A 24,992-nucleotide genomic window follows, 5' to 3' on the forward strand; every position below is an offset into this window, starting at 1 on the left:
CGTTTCCAACTGTCTAGCTTCAAATCTGTTCTCAGGCACCCTGTCTCGCGGTTTCAAGCATTGGCTCTAGGCTTGCATAGAAACCCTTCCCAACCAGCGCCTTGATTTCACGATCCGACAGATCTGGTCGAATTTTGAAAGCCTCCATCAAGGCTTGTTCTGCGGCTTCTTTGCGGTTTTGCCAGACCTCGATCGCAGCGAGGGCAACGAGGGGAATGTGGTTTCGAGGATCTGCGCGGCACGCCCTCTCGATCTCTTCTACAGCTTGCGGCGTCTTCCCAGACAAAAGCGTGGCCATCGCCAACGCCGTACCCCAGACCGCCCTGCGCGGATCCATCGGACTAGACTGAATACCGGAGCGCAGCTCGTAGGCGCCCTCTTTAAAGCGCCCGGCGATAAGTTGGATGGTTCCAAGCGCGGTGCGGGCCTGCGCATTGTCCGGGTTCATTTCCAGGGCAGCTTCTAGGATTGGAATGGCGCGTTCCCGCTCTCCAATATCCGCAAGTGCACAGCCGGAGAGACCAAGGATGGTTGAATCCATCCCATCCAGATCCATGGCGCGATCGGCTGCCGCCACTACCCTAGGAAGCAGAGTGTCGCGCGTTCCCAGAATACCGACACGATGACCAAGGCCCAAAACCAGCGCCAGATGTGCGTGCGCCAGCGCCAAATCGGGCTGTTGCTCAATTGCTAGCACAAGCAGATCTGTTGCCTCTTCAAATGAAGCGCGATTCCACCCCTTCAGGGACAACACGCCTGTTGCCTCCAGGGTGAGAGATGGCGCAAACTGCTCGCCCGGAGTGCGATCAAGGTCCTTCATCATTGCGCGGACAAGTTGCGGTTCCAGAAGGGGCAGAACCGTCGTCAACAATTCGTCGGTCAAGCCTTCTCCGTCGGGTAGTTCGACTCGCCGCGCCCAAATGTGATGTCCACTGGCGGAGTTGATCAACTGGAAATTGGCGCGGACCTTTCCAGCGCTACGTTGCAGACTGCCCTCCAGCATGTACCAAGCGCCGAATTTGTTTCGCACTTCGCTAACATCGATAGCACGGTCTTTTAGCGCAAAGCTCGCCGCGCGTGACACGATCGACAACAGAGGAACCCGCGTCAACACAGTGGTCAACGTTTCGACGAACCCATCCGCAACGCCTTGCAGGTCCGGAGAAACACCAAAAACTTGCATTGGAAGAATTATTAAGGACGGCTGATCAGAAACCGTGTCAGTCAGCGCCGCTTGGTTGACCGACACAGTTTCCAAGTCTCCGACGAATCTGAAGCCTCGACCATGCACCGTCTTTATGACTGCCTGGGTCTTGCCATCATCACCGACTGCGCGACGCACGCCTTTCAAACAGGTTGAGACCGCTGAATCTGTGACTATGCGCCCTTCCCAGAGTTTATCAATGATTTCGTCCCGGCTGATGACCCGGTCCGGATTCTCGATCAAAAGAAATAGCAACTCCAGACTACGTGGCTCGATCTTGACGACCTGCCCGGCCCGACGCAGTTCAAACCGCTCGGAGTCCAATTCGAAATCACCAAAGCGATACATCTCGTTTCTTCCCCCAAGCTGCCTAAAGCCGCTTTTGCAGATTGTCAGTGGAAAACCACAAAGGCAATCGGCTGCTGACCGTGTCGTGCCACAGGCTAATCTATCCACAACAACATGAAACTTGCCAACGACACTCATGCCACCAGTATGAACGCGTGTTGCACTTTTTTGGCGGAAAAGAGAGAGATTTCTCACTTTTAGTCTCGTAGCTTCGTTCGCAGGTTTATTTCGTTGAAAAGCTCTTGCTTGATCGAGGCGTAAGTCGCTGATTCAATTCCCTCTGCGAGTGGGAGGGATTGGCGATGATGGGACCGAGGCAGAAAGCGCAAGCGGCGCTGTTCTACGAGTTCTCATTGAAGGCTTATGTCCTGCAAAACCATTTGCTTCGATCCATTGACCGGATTGTCGATCTGAGCGCCATTCGCTCCCATCTTGCGGACTTCTACAGCCATACAGGCCGCCCGTCTGTCGATCCTGAACTGCTAATCCGGATGTTGCTGGTTGGCTACTGAATCGGAACCCGGTCGGAGCGGCAACTGTGCCAAGAGGTGCATTTGGAATGGGAGTGGAACGCATTTGTCGAGAAGCAGCAACGCGTAACGAGCAAAATGAGAGCGATAGAGAAGATCCTAAAGCAAGTAAAGGGCGAAAATGATAAGAAAAAACGTGAGGCATTGAGGAAAAAGATCCACAATATGATCGTATCCTATAACAAATTGCACATTGCGCGCCGTCATGCCTGGAATGATTTTCTGCTTGTGGCTCTGCCATTCGAGAAAGCGATAAGTAACCTGCGCCAACACATTACTCATCGTGAGAAATACAGTCTGTTTCGAACCAAACAACACACGGCTGACGAAAAAAAACGCTCAATATGGCCATAGATCGCGCTGAATACTTCAATAAATACGCAAAACAGAACTGGAATGATATCGAAGGTTACCGGAACAGATTCGAAAGAATTTGGTAATTGAACGGGCTAAGTCAGCAGCCCGTTCAAGCGTCCCGCCCGGTCAAATCCTTACCTTCTCCAACGCCAATATGGGTTTTAGGTGTTCAGTCCCGGCATCAGGCGGATCGGATTGACGATGATCGTTCTGGTTCTGAAGTTCAAATCTTGCAGGTGTATTTACAGGGTGTCAGCCCACTGAGCTTCTTGAGACGGTGGGCGACGTTGTAGGATTCAAAGAAGTTGGCCAAATAGCTTCGAAGCTGATTGTGGCTGACGTAGTGGCATCGCCTGACTGTGGCTGTGGCGCCCTTGATAGTGCGGCTCATGCGCTCGAACTTGCCATCGGTCAATGGATGGTTTGGCTATGTCAGTCAGCGCTCGACCCGCTGGCGTCGCACATCATGTCGAACGGCATCGACCGAGGATGGTCGGTGATCCGATTCCGGGGATGCTCGGCAAACTTGATGCCATTCTCCGTAGGGTCGTGCGGACCCGCTGGGGGATCGCTTCGAGCAAGGCATCCTTATAGGTGATCGAATGGATCGGGTCAACAAACCCTGGGATCAATCACCTAATATCAATGACCGGAATAGAATCAGTCCTGCCTTTCAGGTGTTGAGCGCTCGACCGGTCGGAATGCCCTCCATGTCCAGTTGGACTGACAAACAGCGGGTTCTGGCGTTTGCGAAATAGTGATTGCGTTCTGTGTTCGGAACCGACGCGTAACGCAAATCTCGTCTGCGACATCAGATAATACTTCGTAACTTCGACCCGAAGGTATCCAATTGCAGCGTGTTTTGAACAGCTATGAGAGGCGTCGCGATACCTAAAACGGGATTTGCAGTCGATCCATCATACTGCGAGCCTCCGTCAGGACTTCCCGACTTGATCCAACTGTCATTGCATCCAATGTTGCGACAAGCTTCTGTATCTCACCGATGAGAGTCAGCGCACCGCCCACAATGGATCGTTGCAAGTCGTGAAGCGGCGTCGAGCGCTGTTTCAATAAGCTCAAGAATGTTCGACATGTCGCGACCCGCTACAACAAAACGGCGGAGAGCTTTCTCGGTTTTATCGACATAGCGTCGATCCGTCTCTGGTTCCGAAATTTGTCAACATGACCTAGGGTGTATGCAGTTTGGCCAGCTTATGCGAGACCAAGCACTGGGGTAGCAACCTCGAGAAACCTGGAGGAAGCAATGAAGACGAACATTCCCGAGGGCGCGCGCGCGCCGCATTTCTGGGAGGCGTTGATTTCGCTCCTCTCGCTTGTTTTCGGAATCAGCCTGTCCATCGTGGTATATGGGCTTGACCCGCACGTACCCATGCTCTTGGGCGTTATGGTTGCGGCGCTCGTAGCCTTGCGGTGCGGTTTTTCTTGGCAGAACATTCAAAATGGCATGGTGCGCGGTATTACCAATGCATTACCCGCCACGATCATTCTGATCATTGTGGGAATTCTGATCGGTGTCTGGATTTTGGCAGGCGTTGTGCCGACCCTGATCTATTATGGTCTGAAAGTCCTGTCGCCTTCGATCTTTCTACCCGCAACCGTGATCATCTGCGCCATGACCTCGCTTGCGACTGGCACCAGTTGGGGTACCACCGGGACCGTTGGTGTCGCCCTTATGGGAGTCGGTGCCGGGCTGGGATTTCCATTGCCGCTTGTTGCCGGAGCCGTCTTGTCGGGAGCTTACTTCGGGGACAAGATGTCGCCACTCTCTGACACGACGAACATGGCGCCAGCATTGGCCGGGACGGACCTGTTTACCCACATCAAGCACATGTCCTACACGACCGGTGTCTCGATCACGCTAACTCTGATCATCGAGATCGTTCTTGGCCTGCAATACGGAGGCGGTGAAGGCGATGTGAAACGCATTGATACAATCCTGCAGCTGCTAAACGAGAACTTTACGATCAACGTTGCGATGATCATTCCGCCGCTGGTGGTGATGGCCGTGTCTTACAAGAAGATGCCAGCCATTCCCGGGATCACCTTGGGCGTTGTTTCTGCCGCGATCCTGGCCGTTGGCATTCAGGGTGCAAACTACGAAGCGCTTTTGAATGCCGCCTTCAGCGGATTTGAGGCCAATACCGGAAACGAGGATGTAGACTCGCTGCTGACACGTGGTGGGATGGACTCGATGATGTACACCATCAGCTTGGTGATCGTTGCAATGATGTTTGGCGGCGTGATGGAGCGCACCAACCAGCTAAAAGCGATTGCCGACAAAATCCTGACAATGGCCAAGTCGACGGGCTCTTTGATCGTCTCGACCGTGCTCACCTGTATAGGCGCAAACATGATCCTGTGTGACCAGTACATGGCGATCGTCATGGGAGCGCGGACCTATGCACAGGCCTATCGAGAGCGCGGCCTGGCACCAGAAAACCTGTCTCGGGCGGTCGAAGATTCGGCCACGGTAACCGCTAACCTGGTGCCCTGGAACTCGGGCGGCGCCTATCAGGCTGCGACGCTTGGTGTGGCAACGATCGCCTATCTGCCGTTCGCATTTTTCTGCTGGCTGTCGCCCATCGTGACCATCGTGTTCGGTCTGATGGGCTGGACAATATGGAAACTTGATCCGGAAGCTGCACAAGACGATCATGCTGCTACCAGCCCAGCAGAATAGGTGTTTCTTAGATCGGAGAGGGCGAAGCGCCTCGCCCTCTTTCGAAACCTCGCTCACGGCCCATTTTCGTCGTGACTGGACATTCGATGAGCCTATTTGAAAGTCTGTTTTGTCCCGCGAATTCTCTCTTCTTGGCTTCTGGGATTTTGCATACGCGGCGAATGTCGAGTGTAGATTGCGCCTGCATAGCAAGGCTTATTTGCATGAGTTCGCACTGGTCAGAAGCAGACTTGTGTCCGGCCTGTTTGCGCGGCACACTTGGCCGCCGGCCCTGATGGTTTCCGCGGACCAAGTCCCAAATGGGCATCGCGAACGATTATGGGCTATCCTACAACCTTCAAAAATCCAAATTCTCAACGCTCAGCGCGTTCTTCTGGATGAACTCACGGCGAGGTTCGACGACATCTCCCATGAGTTTGGTGAAGAGATCGTCAGCTTCAACCATATCGTCCACCCGCACCTGCAATAGCGTGCGCGCATCAGGGTCCAAGGTGGTTTCCCAGAGCTGGTCGGGGTTCATCTCGCCCAGACCCTTGTAGCGCTGCAGGGACAGGCCCTTTTCGCCCTCTTCCAGGATTGCGCGTAGCAGATCCAAGGGGCCATGGATCGCCTGCATCCGGTCGCGGCGGACCAGTGTTGCGGGCGTGCTGTAGACCTCCTGCAGGCTCTGGGTGAAACTGCCGGTCTTGCGCGCCTCGCCCGAGCGCAGCATCGGGCCGTCCAGCGTGCGCACCTCTTCGACGCCGCGCAGGATGCGGGCCAGACGGATGCCGTGATCCTGCGTGATCCGGCCCTGCCAGCCGCGTTCGTATTCCAGTGCGATCAGGTCCAGACGGGCAGCAACCTTGTCGGCCACACCTTGCAGGTCGGCATCCACCGCGCCGGGCACGAAGGCACCCGCCACGGCGGCCTGTTCCAGAATGTGGCGCGGATAATGGGTCGGGAACGCGTCCAGCACGCGTTTCAGTTGCCGCGCCTCGTCAACCACGCGGGCCAGGTCCTGACCGATGATTTCCTCTCCCGAGCCGAGTTTCAACACCGCGCCCTCAACCCCCTGATTGATCAGATAGTCATCAAGTGCGGCTTGGTCCTTCAGATAAACCTCTGATTTGCCGCGCGACACTTTGTAGAGCGGCGGCTGCGCAATGTAGAGATACCCACCTTCGATCAGTTCCGGCATCTGCCGGTAGAAGAAGGTCAAGAGCAGGGTACGGATATGCGCGCCGTCCACGTCGGCATCGGTCATGATGACGATCTTGTGGTAGCGCAGTTTTTCGATGTTGAACTCATCCCGCCCAATGCCGGTGCCCAACGCCATCACGAGGTTACCGATCTCCTGACTGGACAGCATCCGGTCAAACCGCGCGCGTTCCACGTTCAGAATCTTGCCGCGCAGGGGCAGAACGGCTTGTGTTAGCCGGTCGCGCCCGGTCTGGGCCGACCCACCGGCCGAGTCCCCCTCGACCAGAAACACCTCGGTCTTGGAGGGATCCTTTTCGGAGCAATCCTTGAGTTTGCCGGCGAGATAGTTCACATCCATAGCCGTCTTGCGGCGGGTCAGCTCACGGGCCTTGCGGGCGGCTTCGCGGGCCAGCGCCGCCTCAATGATCTTGCCGACGATCTGCTTGGCCTCATTGGGGTTCTCTTCGAACCATTCGGCCAGCTTCTCGTTCACCATGCTTTCCACGGCGGGACGTACTTCGGACGAGACCAGTTTGTCCTTGGTCTGGGATGAGAATTTTGGGTCGGGCACTTTGACCGAGAGCACGCAGGTCAGCCCCTCGCGCGCGTCATCGCCAGTGAAGCTGACCTTTTCCTTTTTCGCGATCCCGCTGGATTGCGCATAATTGTTGATTGTCCGGGTCAGCGCGCCGCGAAAGCCCGCCACATGGGTGCCGCCATCGCGCTGCGGGATGTTGTTTGTGAAAGGCAGGACCGTCTCGTGGTAGCTGTCATTCCACCACATGGCGATCTCGACCCCGATCTCGTCGCGCTCGCCCTTGATGTAGATCGGCTGATCCATCACCGGGCTTTTCGACCGGTCAAGATACTTGACGAATTCCTTGACGCCGCCTTCGTAGAACAGCTCGGTTTCCAGCCGTTCGGCGGGGCGCTCGTCGATCAGGATGATACGCACGCCCGAGTTCAGGAAGGCCAGTTCGCGCAGCCGCTTTTCCAGCGTGTCAAACGAGTATTCAAGGTTCGAGAACGTATTGGTCGAGGCCAGGAACCGCACTTCGGTGCCGGTTTGCTCGCCGCATTCCCCGACCACGGTCAAATGCTCGCTGGTCTCGCCACCCTCAAAACGCGCGACATGTTCCTTGCCTTCGCGCCAGATACGCAGTTCGAGCCAATCGCTCAGCGCATTCACCACCGAGACACCGACGCCGTGCAGACCGCCCGAGACCTTATAGGAATTGCTGTCAAACTTCCCGCCCGCATGCAGTTGGGTCATGATGACTTCGGCGGCGGAAACGCCTTCTTCCTCGTGAATGCCCACCGGAATGCCGCGCCCGTTATCGCTGACCGAGACACTGCTATCGGCGTGAATTTTTACGGTGACGTGATCGGCATGACCGGCCAGAGCCTCGTCTATGCCATTGTCAACGACTTCATACACCATATGGTGCAGACCCGAGCCATCATCGGTATCCCCGATATACATGCCGGGACGCTTGCGAACCGCCTCCAACCCCTTGAGAACCTTGATGGAATCCGCGCCATATTCCTGCGGGGTTTGCTCGTTCTCGGACATTCGCGCCTTCCTGTTATATTCCTGCGATTTTATACGAAACGCAGGCAGGAATGTCACGTGAATCCGCTCGTTTTTTAAGGGTTTCGGGCAGGTGAAACCTGCGAGATTCCGGCCGCTTCGGTCACGCTCAGATATTGCGCCCGATCGCCCAGTTCGACGTACAGTTCCGGTCCCGTTCCGGTCATCCAAGCCTGCGCGCCCAGGGCGCAAATCTCGTCGTATAGCGCCGCCCTGCGACCCGCATCCAGATGCGCTGAAACTTCATCCAGCAGCAGGATCGGCGGCGTGCCGATAAGACCTGACAGCGCCCGCGCATTGGCCAAGATCAGTGAGATCAGCAGCGCCTTTTGTTCGCCCGTCGAACAGTCTTTTGCGGGCACGCCCTTGGCCGCGTAAACGCCATAGAGATCGCTGCGATGTGGCCCGACAAGCGCCCTTCCGGCGGCAATGTCGCGAAATCGGGACTCCTGCAGCGCCTCGCGCAGGTCCGCCTCGGTCTCTGGCATCTCACCCTCAGATTGGATCAGGTCCAGTTCCGCTGTGGGAAAGGGGGTCTCGGCATCATTCTGGGCGCGGCGCAAATGGTCCAGCGCCGCGACGCGACCCTGATGGATGCGGTGCCCTGCCGCGGCCATCTGCTGTTCCAGCGCGCCGTACCAATGGGCGTCGCGAACTTCGTCTTTCAGCAGCCGGTTACGCTCGCGCATAGCCTTGTCATAGGTCAGTGAGGCCTCGGCATGGCCGGGATCGAAGCTGAGCGCGATCCGGTCCAGAAAGCGCCGCCGCCCCTCTGCCCCTTCGATCCAGAGCCGGTCCATCGAAGGGATCAGCCAGACCACGCGCGCGATCTGACCAAGCGCGATCTGGCTGGCGCTCTTGCCGTCCAGACGGACCTGCCGCGCAGCGCCACCCTCAGACCAGGTTTCGATCTCGTGCTGCTTGCCCTGCGTCTCAAGAACACCTGACAGCTTCCAGCCCAGCGCCTCGGGGCGGCGCGTCATGTCGGCGGCGCTGGCCCGACGCAACCCGCGTCCGGGCGAGAATAGCGATACCGCTTCGATGACATTGGTCTTGCCCGCCCCGTTGGGGCCGTGTAGCGCCACGGGCCGCCCGTCCAGCGCCATCTGTGCCAGCTTGTGGGATCGGAAGTGAGAAAGTTTGAGGGATGTCAGGGCCAGCAAGCCAACCAGCCCCTTACCGTGGAAACGACGCTTGCCGTAGGCATCGCGCAGCGGCGCGATCAGACGCGCATCGGCATGACCACATAGACCGCGCTCTGATCATTGCCTTCGCGCATCAGGGTCGGGTCACCGGCCGAATTGAACATGAAAACCGCATTTTCCCGATCCACCTGACTGGCGATTTCAAGCAGGTATTTGGCGTTAAAGCCGATCTCCAGCCGCTCATCACCATAGGCCACCGCCAGCTCTTCTTCGGCCGCGCCGCTGTCAGGTGCGTTGACCGACAGGACCAGCTTGTCCTCATCCAGTTGCAGCTTCACGGCACGCGACCGCTCTGATGATACGGTGGCCACCCGGTCCACGGCTTGCGCAAATTCAGAGGCATCCACCTCCAGCCGCCGGTTGTTCCCCTGCGGGATGACGCGGGTATAGTCGGGGAAGGTGCCGTCGATCACTTTCGAGGTCAGCGTGATGTCAGGAGTCGCAAAGCGCACCTTGGTCTCGCTGACAGACACGGCAATGTCCATCTCGTCATCATCCAGCAGCTTGCGCAGCTCACCCACGGTCTTGCGCGGCACGATCACGCCCGGCATGTCCTCGGCCCCGGCGGGCAGTTCCGAGTCAATCCGGGCCAAACGGTGCCCATCGGTCGCCACGCAGCGCAGCGTCTTGCCGCCCTCGGGGCTGTCGGCCACATGCATGTAGACACCGTTCAGATAATACCGTGTCTCTTCGGTAGAAATGGCAAATTTCGACTTGTCGAAAAGCCGCCGCAGAACGGCAGCATTGGCGGTGAAGTTCGACTGGTATTCCGAGGAGGCCATGACCGGGAAATCCTCTTTGGGCAGTGTCGCCAGAGAGAAGTTCGAGCGGCCCGCCTCGACCGTCAGACGGCCTGTCGCGCTATCTGCGGTCAGTGTGACAAGCGCGCCGTCGGGCAGTTTGCGCACGATCTCATGAAGGGTGGTCGCGGCGACGGTGGTGGCACCCGCGCGCTCAACCTGAGCCGGGGCGCTGTCGACCACTTCGATGTCCAGATCGGTCGCCCGGAACTGAACGCTGTCGCCTTCGGCCTCGATCAGCACATTGGCCAGAATGGGGATGGTGTTGCGCCGTTCCACAACAGACTGAGCCTGCGCCACGGCCTTGAGTAGAGTGCCGCGTTCGATGCTGATCTTCATTTCCCTTGTTCCTCTGCATGGGCCGGGACACGCACCCTAGCGGGTTGCCGCACCGACACAAGATTTTTTACAGATTTGTCAGCCGGAAAGACACGGGCGTCAAGGCCCGTGCCCCACTCGGAATGCAGTTCCCGATCAAACGTGTGGAGGAACACACAAATGACCGGGAAACCGAGGGTCGATCAGGCCTCCAGCGCGCGGCGCAGCATCTCGACATCTTCGGCGATCTGGCCGTCAGTCAGCTTCAGCTCTTCGATGCGGCGTACGCCATGCATGACGGTGGTGTGGTCGCGCCCACCAAAGCGTCGCCCGATCTCGGGCAGCGACCGGCTGGTCAGTTGCTTACACAGGTACATCGCGATCTGCCGGGGCCGCGCGTAAGAGCGTACACGCTTGGGTCCGATGATGTCGCTGAGGCGGATATTGTAGTATTCCGAGACCTTGCGCTGGATTTCCTCGACCGTGATCTTGCGTTCCGAGGCACGCAGAACATCGGCCAGGCAATCCTGGGTCAGCTCCATGTCGATCTCACGCCCCACCAGCGACGCAAAGGCAAAGAGCCGGGTCAGCGCGCCTTCCAGCACGCGGACATTGGTGGAAATGCGATGGGCGAGGAATTCCAGCACGCCATCGCGGATTTTCAGGTCGGGATAGGTGGCGCTGTGCTGCTGCACCTTGTTCTGCAGGATGCCCAAGCGCAATTCGTAGTCGGTCGGGTGCAGATCAACGACGAGGCCGCATTGCAGGCGCGATTTCACCCGGTCTTCAAGATCCTTGATCTCACCCGGTGCGCGGTCGGCGGAGATAATGATCTGCTTGTTCTGGTCCACCAGCGCATTGAAGGTGTGAAAGAACTCTTCCTGGGTGCTGTCCTTGCCGGCGATGAACTGCACGTCATCGACCATCAGCACATCAACCGAGCGGAAGAGATGCTTGAAATCCATCATCCGGCGTTCGCGCAGAGCCTGCACGAAGCGATACATGAATTGTTCGGCAGACAGGTAGAGCACATTCAGGTCAGGCTGACGCTCGCGCAATTCCCAGGCGATGGCGTGCATCAGGTGCGTTTTACCCAATCCGACGCCACCATAAAGCACCAGCGGGTTGAACGTGACAGGACCGCCCTCAGACACGCGGCGCGCAGCGGCATGGGCCAGTTCGTTCGGTTTGCCGACGACAAAGCGTTCAAAGGTGAAGCGCTTGTCCAGCGGCGCGGTCTGCAACGCGTCCAGCGGCGCATTGGCAGGGGCGGGCGAGGCGGTAGCAGGGGCGTCCTGCTCTTCCGGTTCTTCTTTGAGTGCGTTCGAAGTCGGGCGTACGGGCGAGTTTGCGGCGACGCGGAAGGCCAGACGGCGCACGTCTTCCCCGGAGGTCGTCAACTCATAGAGAATAAGATCGGCAAAGTTCTGGCTGACATAGTTCCCCACGAAATTCGTGGGCACCGAAAAGACGGCGACGCCATCTTCCAGTTCCTGAAATTTGAGCGGCTCGATCCAGGTCGTGTAGTTATTTTTTCCGACAGTCTTGAGCAGTCGTTCACGAAGTTGTCCCCATTTCTCTTGTGTCATCAAGCGCCTCACGCATCCCTCGTTTTGCTGGGCCGCCATCCCGGCGGCCGTTATTTTTGCCCATTTATTGACCGGGTTCGGCCGGCCACGGCTCACACGCAAAAGGGTTGCGTCATCGGAATTAGATCCGAAGCGAGTTGTCTTCCCGTGAGACAACAATACCGACCACACGAGCAAAGAGTCCGCAGTGACAACGGATTCGTGGCACGTAAACTCGGCACACAACTTTATCTAGACAGGGCTACACCGCGCGGCAGTACGCGGCTGGCAGCAGACCAAACCTTCGGGTACCTCCCGATACCTGGCTTGCGTTTGCGATCTTCTCTGATGCCTGTCAGATCTGACCGAAAACGTCCTGTCCCCCCAAGCGAGTGAATCGCTAGAACAGTGGTAGCAACACCAGGGGCGGGGCAGCAACGAAACTCTAATGTTGACTCAGTCTTTACCGACAACGAATCTCAGGCACCTGCGGGACAGCGGCAATGTTGCAACAGCCATGAAAAAAAGGCACCGTGGGGGTGCCTTTTCAGATCTTCGCATTTTGCAGATTCGCCGAGCGGATCAGGCCATCGCCTTCACGCGCGCGGACAGGCGCGACATCTTGCGGGATGCGGTGTTCTTGTGGAAGACGCCTTTGGACACGCCGCGCATCAGTTCGGGCTGCGCCGCGCGCAGGGCTGCGGTGGCGGCCGCCTGATCGCCGGATGCGATGGCTTCTTCAACCTTGCGGAGGTGGGTGCGGATGCGCGAACGACGCGCTTTGTTGATTGCGAAGCGCTTTTCGTTCTGACGGGCGCGCTTCTTGGCTTGGGGCGAATTGGCCATGTGGTCTGTTACCTTGTTTCGTTTCCGTTGTCTCGATTGCGCAATGACGGAACCTGCAGGGACCAGAGTTCACCCTTGTGATTCGAGCCTGAGCGGGCCGCACGCGCATGTATAGCGGCGCTCATTACCCAAGTTCATGAGGCTTGCCAAGCCCGATCTTGGGCACAGCCAACCGCTATTTGTCGCGAAACTGCGCCTCGCGCTTTTCAAGGAAGGCGGCCATGCCCTCTTTCTGATCTTCGGTGGCAAACATCGAATGAAACACGCGGCGTTCGAACAGCATGCCTTCGTTCAGTGTCAGTTCATAAGACCGGTTTACTGATTCCTTGGCGGCCAGAACGCTCAGCTGCGATTTTTCGGCCACCTTCTGCGCGGTAGCCATCACTTCTTCCATGAGCTTCTTGGTGGGCACGACGCGGCTGACCAGCCCGGCGCGCTCGGCCTCTTCAGCATCCATGAAGCGCCCGGTCAGGTTCATGTCCATCGATTTCGACTTGCCCACAAAGCGGGTCAGGCGCTGCGACCCGCCCATGCCCGCGATGACACCCAGGTTGATCTCTGGCTGGCCGAACTTTGCATTGTCAGCCGCGATGATGAAATCGCACATCATCGCCAATTCGCACCCGCCGCCCAGCGCATAGCCCGACACGGCTGCGATGATCGGCTTACGGATGGCGGCGATGCGGTCATTGGCCGAGGCAAAGAGATTCTCTTCAAACACCTCGACAAAACTCTTCTCGGACATCTCCTTGATATCGGCACCAGCGGCAAAGGCCTTGTCCGACCCGGTCAGAACAACACATCTTACCTTGTCGTTTTCATCGGCGCTTTCCAGTGCTGCGCACAACTCGCCCAGTAACTCGGTATTGAGCGCGTTCAGCGCGTCGGGTCGGTTCAGTTTGATGAGGGCGACGTGGTCTTCAATGTCGACGATGATCGTCTGAAAAGCCATTGAGTGCTGCTTTCGGTTGTTCCGGTCAGAGCCGATTCCTTATCATGCACAGCCTATGGTTCAAGCTATCTTTGGCAAACCGGACAATAGAAAGACGACCGGCCCGATTGCGCGATACGTGTGATCACGCCGGTGCAATCGGGGGTTCGGCAGGGCTGACCCTCGCGGTCATAAACATCGAAGCGGTGCTGGAAATATCCAAGCTCGCCATCGGCTTGGCGGAAATCGCGCAGGCTTGATCCGCCCGCCTCAATCGCCTCGGACAGGACGGCGCGGATGATCGGAACCATCGCCGCAACACGAGGCGCAGAAATTCTGCCCGCCTTCCGACGCGGCGACACTCCGGCGCGATAGAGCGTCTCGCAGACATAGATATTGCCCAGACCGGCAACGATTCCCTGATCCAGCAGCGCGGATTTCACTGGCGTGTTACGCCCTTTGAATGCCGCGATCAGATGCGGTTCGTCAAAGGCATTGCCCAAGGGCTCCGGCCCCAGAACTGACAGCAGCTTGTGCTGTTCGGCGCTCTCGGTCGCCATCAGGTCCATCGCGCCAAAGCGCCGCGGGTCGTTGAAGGTAACGCGCGCGCCGTTCTCCATGTGGAACACCACGTGATCATGTTTTTCCGGCATCGGGTGATCATGCAGGAACTGACCCAGAGGATCGCTTGAGATGGTCATCCGCCCCGACATGCCGAGATGGATCAACAATGTCTCGCCGCTGCTCAAATCCAGCAGCAAGTATTTCGAGCGCCGCCGCAGCCGGTCCACACGGACGTCACGCAGCCGATCTGCCATGCGCTCAGGGAACGGCCAGCGCAGGTCGGGGCGGTTTACGTCGGTCAGTTTCAGGACCACACCCTCCATCGCGGGCAAAAGGCCGCGCCTGACGGTCTCGACCTCGGGCAATTCGGGCATTATGGCTCTCCTGTCCAATGGGCCGCATTGTGCCCACCTCTCAGCGTCCTATAACAAGGGCGAAATTCAGCAAACGGCAAGCCGCATGTCAGACAGAAGCGACACAACCACCCATTTCGGTTTCGAAACCGTCCCCGAATCCGAGAAGGCAGGGCGGGTGCAGGGCGTCTTCAACTCGGTTGCCTCGAAATATGACATCATGAACGATGTGATGAGCGTTGGCATCCACCGGGTCTGGAAAGACGCAATGATGGACTGGCTCGCCCCGCGCCCCGGTCAGCGCCTGCTGGATGTGGCGGGCGGCACCGGCGATATCTCGTTTCGGTTCCTCAAGCGTGCGGGCTATGGCCATGCCACCGTTCTGGACCTGACCGAACCGATGCTGATCGAAGGCCGCAAACGCGCCGAGGCCGAGCAGATGGCCGACAGTCTGGACTGGGTCGTCGGCGATGCCATGGCGCTGCCCTTCGAGGACAAGACATTCGACGTCTATACGATCTCGTTCGGCATCCGCAATGTGACCCGTCCGCAAGAGGCGCTGAACGAGGCCTTCCGCGTGTTACGCCCCGGTGGTCGTCTGATGGTGCTGGAATTCAGCCAGATTCCAAATGACGGGTTACAGAAACTCTATGATCTCTATAGCTTCAACGTGATCCCACGCATGGGACAGATGATCGCCGGGGATCGCGACAGTTACCAGTATCTCGTGGAATCGATCCGCAATTTCCCCGATCAGGAGACATTCCTGTCGATGGTCCGCGAGGCGGGGTTCGAGAACGCCAAATACCGCAATCTGAGCATGGGAATCGCGGCCCTGCATTCCGGCTGGAAAATCTGACGCATGCGCGGCCCGCACAACATCATTCGCCTGATCCGCACAGGCGCCACTCTGGAGCGCACGGGCGCCATGAACGTGGTGCTGGACGCCTTCGAGGCCCCGCGCGCCCTGCGCTTCGTGGCCCATGCGCTGGGCAAACCGTTCCAGTGGCTCGGCTACAAGGGTGATCCCGCCATGCCGCCTGCCACCCGCGCGCTGACCGCGCTGGGCCCGGCTTACATCAAATTCGGCCAGATCCTTTCGACCCGCCCTGACGTGGTGGGCGAGGAATTGGCGGTGCAATTGCGGGTGTTGCAGGACAAGCTGCCACCCTTTTCCCGACAAGAGGCGATGGCAGAGGTCGAACGCGAACTCGGCCAGCCCGTACCTGAACTGTTCGAAGAATTCAGCGAGCCGATTGCCGCCGCCTCGATTGCGCAGGTTCACAAGGCCCGCATCGCTAATGGCGGCGGCGAAGTCGCGGTCAAGGTGCTGCGCCCCGGCATCGAAAAGGCGTTCCAGAAGGATATTGACGCCTTCTATCTGGCCGCCCGTATCGTTGAGCTTTGCGCACCAGGCGCGCGCCGGTTGCGGCCGATGGAGGTGATCGAACATTTCCATGGAGTCGTCCGCGGCGAGCTTGATCTGCGTCTGGAAAGCTCCGCAGCCTCAGAGTTTGCCGCCAATACGCAAAAGGATGAAGGGTTCCAGCTGCCGACGATAATGTGGTCGCTCTCGGCGCGCCGGGTGATGACGCTGGGCTGGGCCGATGGTGTGCCGTTGGGCGACAACGACGCGCTGGACGCGGCAGGCCATGACCGGCGCGTCCTAAGTGAACGGGTGCTGACCCTGTTCCTTCAGCACGCGCTGCGCGACGGCTATTTCCATGCCGACATGCATCAGGGCAACCTCAAGGTTGCGCCCAATGGCGATATCGTCGCCTATGATTTCGGCATCATGGGCCATATCGACCAATATACCCGCAGGGTCTATGCCGAGATTCTTTTCGGCTTCATCCGCCGCGACTACAAACGCGTGGCCGAGGTACATTTCGAGGCTGGTTACGTTCCCGCCGACCGCGATGTTGACGAGTTCGCCCGTGCCCTGCGCGCGGTGGGAGAGCCGATCTTTGGCATGGATGCCAGCCATATCTCGATGGGTCGTCTGCTCAATTATCTCTTCGAGGTGACCGAACGCTTCGGGATGGAAACCCGCACCGAACTGATCCTGCTGCAACGCACCATGGTGGTGGTCGAGGGTGTGGCCCGGTCCCTGAACCCGCATATGAACATCTGGGAAGTGGCGCGCCCGGTGGTCGAAAGCTACATCACCGAATCCATCGGCCCGCGCGCCGCACTCTCGGATTTTTACGACACCGCCAAGGTACTGGCCCGGTTCGGCCCGCGCCTGCCCGCGCTGGTCGAAAAGATGCTGATCGCGCAGGCTACCGAAGAGCCACCGAAATCGCCAATATCCCTGCCGGTCTGGACCGCCCTTGCCGGGTCCGGTGTTGGCGCGGGGATCGTCTTGCTGGTCAGCGCGCTGTTCTAGGCAGGTCCTTAGGCTTCATCTTTCAGGAAACATCCGCGCGCGCCAAAGGCGCGTTGGGGGGCAGGCAGCCCCCCTTGCGACAATCCGGATCAGAGCCGTTCGATGGCAATGGCAATGCCCTGACCGCCGCCAATGCACATGGTGATTAGACCCTTGGACCCGCCGGTGCGCTCCAATTCATAAAGCGCTTTCATTGTGATGATCGCACCAGTAGCCCCCACCGGATGACCCAGCGCAATCGCGCCGCCATTCGGGTTCACCTTGGCCGCATCCAGCCCAAGTTCCTTGTTCACGGCAAGGGCCTGAGCGGCAAAGGCCTCGTTGCTTTCGATGACGTCGAAATCATCCACCGACAGGCCGGTGCGCTGCATCAGGTTCTGCACTGCCGGAACCGGACCGATGCACATCACCTCGGGGCGCACACCGGCATGGGCATAGCCCAGAATGCGCGCCTTGGGCTTCAGGCCCGCCCGCTCCGCCGCATCCGCTTTGGCAAGCACCATCGCCGCCGCGCCATCGTTGATGCCGGACGCGTTGCCAGCGGTCACCCGGCCATCTTTCTTGAACACCGCACGCAACCCGGCCAGCGCCTCGGCAGTGGTGGGTTTGGGGTGCTCGTCGACCTTGAAATCAACCATGTCGCGACGAACCTTGACCTGCACCGGCGCGATCTGGCTGTCGAATACCCCGCCTTCGATCGCCGCCGCTGCACGGGTCTGGCTGGTCAGCGCAAAGTCGTCCATATCCTTGCGGGTGATTTGATGTTCATCCGCCACGTTCTCGGCGGTCACGCCCATATGGCCGGTGCCAAACGGACAGTTCAGCGCGCCCAGCATCATGTCGAGCGACGCCACATCGCCCATCTTCTGACCCCAGCGCGTCGCGGGGGTGATAAAGGGGCTGCGCGACATGCTCTCGGCCCCGCCCGCGACAGCAAACTCCGCATCGCCCAGCATCAGGGACTGGGTCGCCGAGACGATGGCCTGTGCCCCGGACCCGCACAGGCGGTTCACATTCATCGCGGGCGTGCCGTTCGGGATACCGGCCTGCATCGCGGCGACGCGGCTCAGATACATGTCGCGCGGTTCGGTGTTGATCACGTGGCCAAAGACCACATTGCCGATCTGCGCGGCCTCGACACCGGACCGCTCAAGCGCGGCCTCGGTCACCACGGTGGCCAGATCGATCGGCGCGGTGGAGGCGAGCGCCCCGCCAAAAGTACCAATAGCAGTGCGGGCACCGTCCAGAATTACGACATCGGTCATGTTTCACTCCTCAAGATTTGGGTACACTATGCACCCGGCCCGCCCTTCTGTCGCATGGGACGTGAGGTCACATCCACAATTGACAAGTGGTGCCTCTAAGCCCAGAAAATCCGTCATGACGGACAATCCCGACGATATCCTGAACCGCCTGCCCGCCCGGTTGAAAGAGGCCCGGCGTGCACAAGGGCTGTCGCTGGAGGCAGTGGCAAACCTCAGCGGTGTCTCCCGTTCGATGGTCAGCCAGATCGAGCGCGGCGAGAGCAGCCCGACCATAGCAACCCTATGGAACCTGACCCGCGCGCTGCAGGTCGATTTCGCGGGCCTGCTGGAAGATGGCGACAGCGCGGACAAGATCGAAGTGCTGCACAAGGGCGAAGTGCCGAGCATCGACAATATGGGCGAAGGCTGCCGTATCCGCATCCTGTCCCCGCCCGAAGAGGCCGGCGGGCATGAGGTGTATGACATAAGCTTCGAGGCAGAGGGAATTCTCAGCAGTCAGCCCCACATGCGAGGTGCGCAAGAGCAACTGACCGTGCTGGAGGGCAAGGTTCGGGTTACTTCGGGCGCAGCAGTCGCCGACCTGTCTGCGGGCGATACGGCGCGCTATGCGGCCGATGTCCCGCATGCAATTGCGGCCCGAAGCGGTGCGGCCCGCGTGTTTCTGATCGTCAAGAACGCCTGATCGAAAAAATTCCGCCTTTACGGAAAATTATCCAATATTGCGAAATCCCCTATTTGGGAATCTTGTCCGTTATGCTAGAAGTGCGACTCAAATGGAGGTCGCCATGTCGCACGCATTCCTGTCGCAGATCACTGACACGCTAGCTCAGATCGAGGCCGAAGGGCTTTATAAACGCGAGCGAATGATCACCTCGCCGCAGGGCGGCGAGATCACGGTGGGCGGACGGCAGGTCATCAACCTGTGCGCCAACAACTACTTGGGTCTGGCGGATCACCCCGACCTGATCGCCGCAGCCCGCGATGCGATGGAGCCGAAGGGTTTCGGCATGGCCTCGGTCCGGTTCATCTGCGGCACGCAGGATATTCATCGCGAGCTGGAGCACAAGCTCGCAACCTTCCTGAAAAAGGATGACGCGATCCTGTTTGCGGCCTGCTTTGATGCCAATGGCGGGCTATTTGAGCCCTTGTTAGGGCCTGAAGATGCGATCATCTCGGACAGTCTGAACCATGCCTCGATCATCGATGGGGTGCGGCTGTGCAAGGCAAAGCGCTATCGCTATCTGAACAATGACATGAACGATCTCGAAGCCTGGCTGAAACAGGCGCGCGAGGATGGGGCGCGACATATCATGATCGCCACCGACGGTGTGTTCTCGATGGATGGCTATCTGGCCAACCTGCCGAAGATCCGCGAACTGGCCGACAAATACGACGCCATCGTCATGGTCGATGACTGCCACGCCACCGGTTTCATGGGGCCAAACGGGGCAGGCACGCCGGATCATTTCGGTGTCGATGTGGACATCCTGACAGGGACGCTGGGCAAGGCACTTGGGGGGGCAATCGGCGGTTATATCGGCGGGCCGCAGCCAGTGATCGACCTTCTGCGGCAGCGGGCGCGGCCCTATCTGTTCTCGAACTCGCTGCCGCCATCCATCGTCGCCGCCGGGCTAGAGGCGATCCGTCTGGTCGAAGAGGGTGCTGACCTGCGCGCGCAGCTCTTTGACAACGCCAGCTATTGGCGCGCCGGGCTGGAAAAGCTAGGCTTTGACCTGCTGCCTGGGGAACATCCGATCATCCCGGTGATGCTGGGCGAGGCACAACTGGCGCAGGACATGGCGGCGCAGATGTTTGATGAGAGTGTCTATGTCTCGGGCTTCTTCTTTCCGGTGGTGCCACGTGGGCAGGCGCGGATCAGAACCCAGATGAATGCGGCTCTAACAAAGAAAGAACTGGACCGCGCACTGGCAGCCTTTGGCAAGGTCGGCAAGGCTCTGGGGGTGATCTGATGCGACCCAACACCATGAAGGCGCTGGAGAAGTCCAAGCCCGTGGAAGGTCTGTGGATGGTGCAGGCGCCAGTCCCCGAAATCGGCCCGGACGAGGTGCTGATCCGCGTGACCAAAACCGGCATCTGCGGCACCGATATCCATATCTGGAACTGGGATGACTGGGCCGCATCCACTGTGCCGGTACCGATGATCACCGGGCATGAGTTTGCCGGTGAGATTGTCGAGATCGGCAAGGACGTGACCGGGCTGGCGGTCGGCCAGCGCTGTTCCGGCGAAGGGCATCTGATCGGAACCGAAAGCCGCCAGAGCCGCGCGGGCAAGTTCCATCTGGACCCCGGCACGCGCGGGATTGGCGTGAATGAGCAAGGGGCCTTTGCGCAATATCTGAAACTGCCCGCCTTCAATGTGGTGCCACTGCCGGATGATGTGCCGGATGAGATCGGCGCCATCCTGGACCCGTTGGGCAATGCCGTACACACAGCGCTCAGCTTTGATCTTCTGGGAGAGGATGTCCTGATCACCGGTGCAGGCCCCATCGGCATCATGGCCGCCGCCGTCGCGCGCCACGCAGGGGCGCGCAATGTTGTGATCACGGATATCAACCCGGACCGCCTGAAGCTTGCGGAACACGTGGTGCCCACCGTGCGGGCTGTCGATGTGTCGCGCGAGGATCTGCAGGATTTGATCGCCGATCTGGGTCTGAAAGAGGGTTTTGATGTGGGGCTTGAGATGTCGGGCTCGCAGGTGGCGCTTGACCAGATGGTCGAGGCGCTGGTGATGGGCGGCAAGATCGCACTGCTGGGCATCCCGCCGGGCAAATCGCCAGTGGATTGGAGCCGGATCGTGTTCAAGGCGATCACCATCAAGGGCGTTTATGGGCGCGAGATGTTCGAGACCTGGTACAAAATGATCGCGATGCTGCAGAACGGTCTGGATGTGGCTCGGGTGATCACCCACTGCTTCGGCGTCGAAGACTTCGCGCAGGGCTTTGAGGCGATGAAATCGGGTCAGTCCGGCAAGGTTGTGCTGGACTGGACCGGCATATAGGGGCTATGTCCCCGAGGTATTCTCAGCCAGATGAAAAAGCGGATCGAGGTGCAAGCGCAAGGCGCCCTTGATCCGCAAGCTGCCAGCAGCTTTTCCCTTCGAACACCGCAGCGGTCAGAGGTTTGCCATATCCTGCACCGCTGTCCAGATTGATGCGGTTGCCATAGTGGGTTGCCACGTTGACCGGTGTGTGGCCATGCACGATCAGCTTTGGATGCGGTTCCGAATAGATGTGAAAGCTCTGCCGAATCCAGACCAGGTCGTTGTCGCTCTGCTCGCCCAGCGCAATGCCGGGACGGATTCCGGCATGGACAAAGGCGAGGTCGGGGGTTTCGTAGATCTTCTGAAGGCCGCGCAGAAAATCAACATGTGCTTGCGGTACCGCCTCTTTCGCTTCGGCATGCAGGTCTTCCAATCGGGTCCCGCTGTCGTAGCTCAGACCATAGCTCTGAAGCGTCTCGGTGCCGCCCAGCCGGTCATGCAGCCAGTGGTAGCCGACGAGAAGATGCGGGTCGTGACGCGGCACATCCTCCATGAACCAGGCAAACATCCGGTCGTGATTGCCCAGGAGCGTGATCCAATTCCGCCCGGCCCGCTGCCCCTCGATCAAAAAGTCGATCACTTTCTGGCTGTCGGGGCCGCGATCCACATAATCTCCCAGAAAGACAATGCGGGCGTTAGAGCCGCCATCCGCCTCGATCAGAGCCAAAACGCGGTGCAATTCATCAAGCTGCCCGTGAATGTCACCTACCGCATAGATCGGGTCCGTCATCCGTGCCTCCGTGGCTGCTGCCGGGGTTGTGCCGCGTCGTGGCGCGAAGGGAAAGTGTTTTGTCGTGGCTTCAGGGAACAAAAAAGGCCGCCCTCGATGGGGCGGCCGATCTGGTTTTTGCAGGGCGGCCTCAGGCCACATCAAACTCCAGCGGTTTGATCTGTCGGAAAAGGCCGGTCTCAGCCAGTTTCGCGCGCGCTTCGGCGGGAACCGGTTCATCCACATAGAGCAGCGCGATTGCCTCGCCACCCGCTCCGGCCCGTCCCAGCGTGAAGTTCGCGATGTTGACGCCATTGGCACCCATGGTCTGACCCAGCGCCCCAATGATGCCGGGGACATCTTCGTTGGTGGTATAGAGCATATGGCGACCGATCTCGGCGTCGATATTGATGCCCTTGATCTGGATGAAGCGCGGTTTGCCGTCGCTGAACACGGTACCCCCGATCGAGCGCTCGCGCACATCGGTCACCACGGTGACCTTGATATAACCCGCGAATGCGCCGGATTTATCCTGATTGGTGGTGCTGATCTGGATACCGCGTTCCTTGGCCACTACGGGGGCCGAGACCATGTTCACCTCGGGGTTGAACTTTTTCATGATCCCCGCAACGGCGGCGCAATTCAGCGCAGCCAGGTTCATCCCAGCGGCGACCCCGTCATAGAGGATATTGATCGCCTTGACCGGCTCGTCGGTCATCTGACCAACAAAACTGCCTAGATGCCCGGCCAGCTTGATCCAGGGACCCATGACCTTGGCCTCTTCGGCGGTCACACTGGGCATGTTCAGCGCGTTTTCCACCGCACCCGTCAGCAGATAGTTCGACATCTGCTCGGCCACCTGCAGCGCCACATTCTCCTGCGCTTCGGTGGTGGCCGCGCCCAGATGCGGGGTGCAGACCACGTTGGGTAGATCAAAGAGGGCGTTCTCCTTGGCGGGTTCGACCGCGAAGACGTCAAAGGCCGCCCCCGCGATATGGCCCGATTGCAGCATCTCGGCCAGCGCCTCTTCGTCGACCAGACCGCCGCGGGCACAGTTGATGACGCGTACGCCTTTCTTGGTCTTGGCCAGATTCTCGCGGCTCAGGATATTGCGGGTCTGGTCGGTCAGCGGCACATGGAGCGTGATGAAATCGGCGCGTTCCAGCAATTCATCCAACTCGACCTTTTCGACGCCCATCTGGTCAGCCTTGTCCTGCCCTAGGAAGGGGTCATAGGCGATGACCTTCATCTTCAGCCCGCGCGCACGGTCGCAGACGATACCACCGATATTGCCCGCACCGATCACGCCGAGCGTCTTGTTGGTCAGTTCAACCCCCATGAATTTGGACTTTTCCCACTTGCCCGCATGGGTCGAGGCGCTGGCCTCGGGAATCTGACGCGCCACGGCGAACATCATCGCAATCGCATGTTCGGCGGTGGTGATCATGTTGCCGAAGGGCGTGTTCATCACGATCACCCCCTTTTTCGACGCGGCATCCTTGTCGATATTGTCGGTACCGATCCCGGCACGGGCGATGACCTTGAGGTTATCGGCGTTGGCGAGGATCTTTTCGGTCACTTTGGTGGCCGAGCGGATGGCCAGACCATCATATTGACCGATCACCTCGGCCAGCTTGTCTTTGTCCTTGCCCAGATCGGGCTGGAAATCCACATCGATGCCGCGATCGCGGAAAATCTGGACGGCGGTTTCGCTCAGCTTGTCGGAAACAAGTACTTTAGGGGCCATTTTCATTGGTCCTTTGACTGCAAGGGAGAGCGGGGCCGCGAGGCCCCGAAATGTGTCGGGAATCGCGTCAGGCCGCCTCGGACTGGGCGGCGACTTCAGCCTGATAGGCCCATTCGAGCCAGGGCAGCATCGCCTCGATATCCGAGGTTTCGACCGTGCCGCCGCACCAGATGCGCAGGCCCGCAGGCGCGTCACGATAGGCACCGATATCCAGCGCGATATTCTCAGCCTCCAGCCGTTTGGCCACGGCTTTGGCGAATGTCGCGCCATCGGTGATCCGGTCATCAGTGAATTTCAGGCAAACGCTGGTGTTGGATTGCGTCGCCGCATCCTCGGCCAAATTGGCAATCCAGTCGTTCTGGTCGCAGAACGCATGTACCGCGCCAGCATTGGCATCGGCACGGGCGATCAGACCCTGCAACCCGCCAACCGAGCGTGCCCAGTCGAGCGCAAACAGATAATCCTCAACCGCCAGCATCGACGGGGTGTTGATGGTGGCACCGGTGAAAACACCGTCGATCAGCTTGCCGCCTTTGGTCAGGCGAAAGATTTTCGGCAGCGGCCATGCGGGCGTGTAGCTTTCCAGCCGTTCCACCGCACGGGGGCTCAGGATCAGCATGCCATGCGCCGCTTCGCCGCCCAGCACCTTCTGCCAGGAGAACGTGGTCACATCCAGCTTGTCCCAGGGCAGGTCCATCGCAAAGGCCGCGGACGTGGCGTCGCAGATGGTCAGACCCTGACGGTCATCGGCGATCCAGTCACCATTCGGGACCCGCACGCCCGAGGTCGTGCCGTTCCAGGTAAACACCACGTCATTGGTGAAATCGACAGAGTCCAGATCGACGATCTGTCCGTATTCAGCGGTCTTTACCTCGGCGTCGATCTTCAACTGCTTGACCACATCTGTCACCCAGCCAGCACCGAAGCTTTCCCAGGCCAGCATTTCGACCTTGCGTTCGCCCAGCAGCGACCACAGCGCCATTTCAACGGCACCGGTATCCGAGGCCGGAACGATGCCGATCTTGTAGTCTGCGGGGATACCCAGAACCTCGCGCGTGCCCTCGATGGCGGCCTTTAGCTTGTCCTTGCCAATAGCGGCACGGTGCGAGCGGCCCAGGGCGGCGTCGGCGAGTTTCGTCAGGTCGAATGTGGGGGGTTTGGCGCAGGGGCCAGAGGAAAAACGCGGATTCGCCGGCCGCGATGCCGGTTGTGCAATAGCCATGATGCTACCCTTCCAGATAAGCGCCCCTCGTTGGGGAGGGGTGTCCCACGGACGGACTTACGGGCCGATCCGGGGTTTCACAAGAGCGAATTTGGCGTTAG

General features: G+C 59.2%; 19 protein-coding genes and 2 pseudogenes. 9 read left to right on the forward strand and 12 right to left on the reverse strand.

The annotated features are described in order from the left end of the window. Window positions 1–31: 31 nt before the first annotated feature. Window positions 32–1,552, reverse strand: a complete 1,521-nt coding sequence (locus Q5Y75_RS22255; RefSeq protein ID WP_306201695.1) for a winged helix-turn-helix domain-containing protein — start codon at window positions 1,550–1,552, stop codon at window positions 32–34. 302 nt (window positions 1,553–1,854) lie between these two features. On the opposite strand from Q5Y75_RS22255, the pseudogene Q5Y75_RS22260 reads away from it, so the two are divergent. The 4 genes and pseudogenes from Q5Y75_RS22260 to nhaC all read left to right on the forward strand — a co-directional run. Continuing rightward, a pseudogene (locus Q5Y75_RS22260) lies at window positions 1,855–2,130 on the forward strand (transposase); the annotation flags it as partial. Beyond that, window positions 2,107–2,436, forward strand: coding sequence for a hypothetical protein (locus Q5Y75_RS22265; protein ID WP_306201697.1), 330 nt, complete (start codon window positions 2,107–2,109; stop codon window positions 2,434–2,436). The pseudogene Q5Y75_RS22260 and the gene Q5Y75_RS22265, both read left to right, overlap by 24 nt. Window positions 2,437–3,493: 1,057 nt before the next feature. After that, a pseudogene (locus tag Q5Y75_RS22270) lies at window positions 3,494–3,625 on the forward strand (IS5/IS1182 family transposase); the annotation flags it as partial. A 78-nt stretch (window positions 3,626–3,703) separates the two neighbouring features. After that, window positions 3,704–5,140, forward strand: coding sequence for a Na+/H+ antiporter NhaC (nhaC, locus tag Q5Y75_RS22275; protein ID WP_306201699.1), 1,437 nt, complete (start codon window positions 3,704–3,706; stop codon window positions 5,138–5,140). A gap of 337 nt (window positions 5,141–5,477) precedes the next feature. On the opposite strand, the gene gyrB is transcribed toward nhaC, so the two are convergent. The 7 genes from gyrB to mutM form a co-directional block, all read right to left on the reverse strand. Beyond that, complete coding sequence (gene gyrB / locus Q5Y75_RS22280; protein ID WP_306201701.1) at window positions 5,478–7,895, reverse strand: DNA topoisomerase (ATP-hydrolyzing) subunit B; 2,418 nt, start codon at window positions 7,893–7,895, stop codon at window positions 5,478–5,480. Between the two features lie 74 nt (window positions 7,896–7,969). Next, window positions 7,970–9,076 (reverse strand): DNA replication/repair protein RecF, encoded by a 1,107-nt coding sequence (recF, locus tag Q5Y75_RS22285; RefSeq protein WP_306201703.1) that lies wholly within the window; start codon window positions 9,074–9,076, stop codon window positions 7,970–7,972. 59 nt (window positions 9,077–9,135) lie between these two features. Further along, window positions 9,136–10,257 carry a DNA polymerase III subunit beta gene (gene dnaN / locus Q5Y75_RS22290; RefSeq protein ID WP_306201704.1) on the reverse strand — a complete coding sequence of 374 codons (1,122 nt, stop codon included), beginning with the start codon at window positions 10,255–10,257 and terminating at the stop codon, window positions 9,136–9,138. A gap of 182 nt (window positions 10,258–10,439) precedes the next feature. Further along, window positions 10,440–11,825, reverse strand: a complete 1,386-nt coding sequence (gene dnaA / locus Q5Y75_RS22295; RefSeq protein WP_306201705.1) for a chromosomal replication initiator protein DnaA — start codon at window positions 11,823–11,825, stop codon at window positions 10,440–10,442. Window positions 11,826–12,386: 561 nt separating this feature from the next. Next, window positions 12,387–12,650 carry a 30S ribosomal protein S20 gene (gene rpsT / locus Q5Y75_RS22300; protein ID WP_306201706.1) on the reverse strand — a complete coding sequence of 88 codons (264 nt, stop codon included), beginning with the start codon at window positions 12,648–12,650 and terminating at the stop codon, window positions 12,387–12,389. Between the two features lie 175 nt (window positions 12,651–12,825). Then, the gene (gene acuK / locus Q5Y75_RS22305) at window positions 12,826–13,602 is read right to left on the reverse strand and encodes an acryloyl-CoA hydratase (RefSeq protein WP_306201708.1); all 777 of its coding nucleotides are present in this window, start codon (window positions 13,600–13,602) and stop codon (window positions 12,826–12,828) included. Window positions 13,603–13,667: 65 nt separating this feature from the next. After that, window positions 13,668–14,519: a bifunctional DNA-formamidopyrimidine glycosylase/DNA-(apurinic or apyrimidinic site) lyase gene (gene mutM, locus Q5Y75_RS22310; RefSeq protein WP_306201710.1), complete on the reverse strand. Its 852-nt coding sequence runs from the start codon at window positions 14,517–14,519 to the stop codon at window positions 13,668–13,670. Window positions 14,520–14,604: 85 nt separating this feature from the next. On the opposite strand from mutM, the gene ubiE reads away from it, so the two are divergent. Both ubiE and ubiB read left to right on the forward strand, forming a co-directional pair. Then, the gene (ubiE, locus tag Q5Y75_RS22315) at window positions 14,605–15,357 is read left to right on the forward strand and encodes a bifunctional demethylmenaquinone methyltransferase/2-methoxy-6-polyprenyl-1,4-benzoquinol methylase UbiE (RefSeq protein WP_306201712.1); all 753 of its coding nucleotides are present in this window, start codon (window positions 14,605–14,607) and stop codon (window positions 15,355–15,357) included. Between the two features lie 3 nt (window positions 15,358–15,360). Further along, window positions 15,361–16,887, forward strand: coding sequence for a 2-polyprenylphenol 6-hydroxylase (gene ubiB, locus Q5Y75_RS22320; RefSeq protein WP_306201715.1), 1,527 nt, complete (start codon window positions 15,361–15,363; stop codon window positions 16,885–16,887). A gap of 89 nt (window positions 16,888–16,976) precedes the next feature. Here ubiB and Q5Y75_RS22325 read toward each other — a convergent pair whose 3' ends face one another. Then, on the reverse strand, window positions 16,977–18,152 hold the full coding sequence (locus Q5Y75_RS22325; RefSeq protein ID WP_306201717.1) for an acetyl-CoA C-acyltransferase family protein: 1,176 nt from the start codon (window positions 18,150–18,152) through the stop codon (window positions 16,977–16,979). Window positions 18,153–18,267: 115 nt separating this feature from the next. Here Q5Y75_RS22325 and Q5Y75_RS22330 point away from each other — a divergent pair, with 115 nt between their 5' ends. The 3 genes from Q5Y75_RS22330 to tdh all read left to right on the forward strand — a co-directional run bounded on the left by Q5Y75_RS22330 (window position 18,268) and on the right by tdh (window position 21,171). Then, window positions 18,268–18,834, forward strand: coding sequence for a helix-turn-helix domain-containing protein (locus Q5Y75_RS22330; protein ID WP_306201719.1), 567 nt, complete (start codon window positions 18,268–18,270; stop codon window positions 18,832–18,834). Window positions 18,835–18,937: 103 nt separating this feature from the next. Continuing rightward, the gene (locus Q5Y75_RS22335; RefSeq protein ID WP_306201721.1) at window positions 18,938–20,122 is read left to right on the forward strand and encodes a glycine C-acetyltransferase; all 1,185 of its coding nucleotides are present in this window, start codon (window positions 18,938–18,940) and stop codon (window positions 20,120–20,122) included. Between the two features lie 14 nt (window positions 20,123–20,136). Then, on the forward strand, window positions 20,137–21,171 hold the full coding sequence (gene tdh / locus Q5Y75_RS22340) for an L-threonine 3-dehydrogenase (protein WP_306201900.1): 1,035 nt from the start codon (window positions 20,137–20,139) through the stop codon (window positions 21,169–21,171). A 22-nt stretch (window positions 21,172–21,193) separates the two neighbouring features. On the opposite strand, the gene Q5Y75_RS22345 is transcribed toward tdh, so the two are convergent. The 3 genes from Q5Y75_RS22345 to Q5Y75_RS22355 all read right to left on the reverse strand — a co-directional run bounded on the left by Q5Y75_RS22345 (window position 21,194) and on the right by Q5Y75_RS22355 (window position 24,891). Further along, on the reverse strand, window positions 21,194–21,943 hold the full coding sequence (locus tag Q5Y75_RS22345) for a metallophosphoesterase family protein (RefSeq protein ID WP_306201723.1): 750 nt from the start codon (window positions 21,941–21,943) through the stop codon (window positions 21,194–21,196). 130 nt (window positions 21,944–22,073) lie between these two features. Continuing rightward, complete coding sequence (gene serA, locus Q5Y75_RS22350; RefSeq protein ID WP_306201724.1) at window positions 22,074–23,669, reverse strand: phosphoglycerate dehydrogenase; 1,596 nt, start codon at window positions 23,667–23,669, stop codon at window positions 22,074–22,076. A 67-nt stretch (window positions 23,670–23,736) separates the two neighbouring features. Then, entirely contained in the window at window positions 23,737–24,891 is a 1,155-nt protein-coding gene (locus Q5Y75_RS22355; RefSeq protein WP_306201726.1) for a phosphoserine transaminase, read from the reverse strand. Between the last annotated feature and the right edge of the window lie 101 nt (window positions 24,892–24,992).

This window comes from Ruegeria discodermiae (assembly GCF_030758345.1).
GTDB lineage: Bacteria > Pseudomonadota > Alphaproteobacteria > Rhodobacterales > Rhodobacteraceae > Ruegeria_C.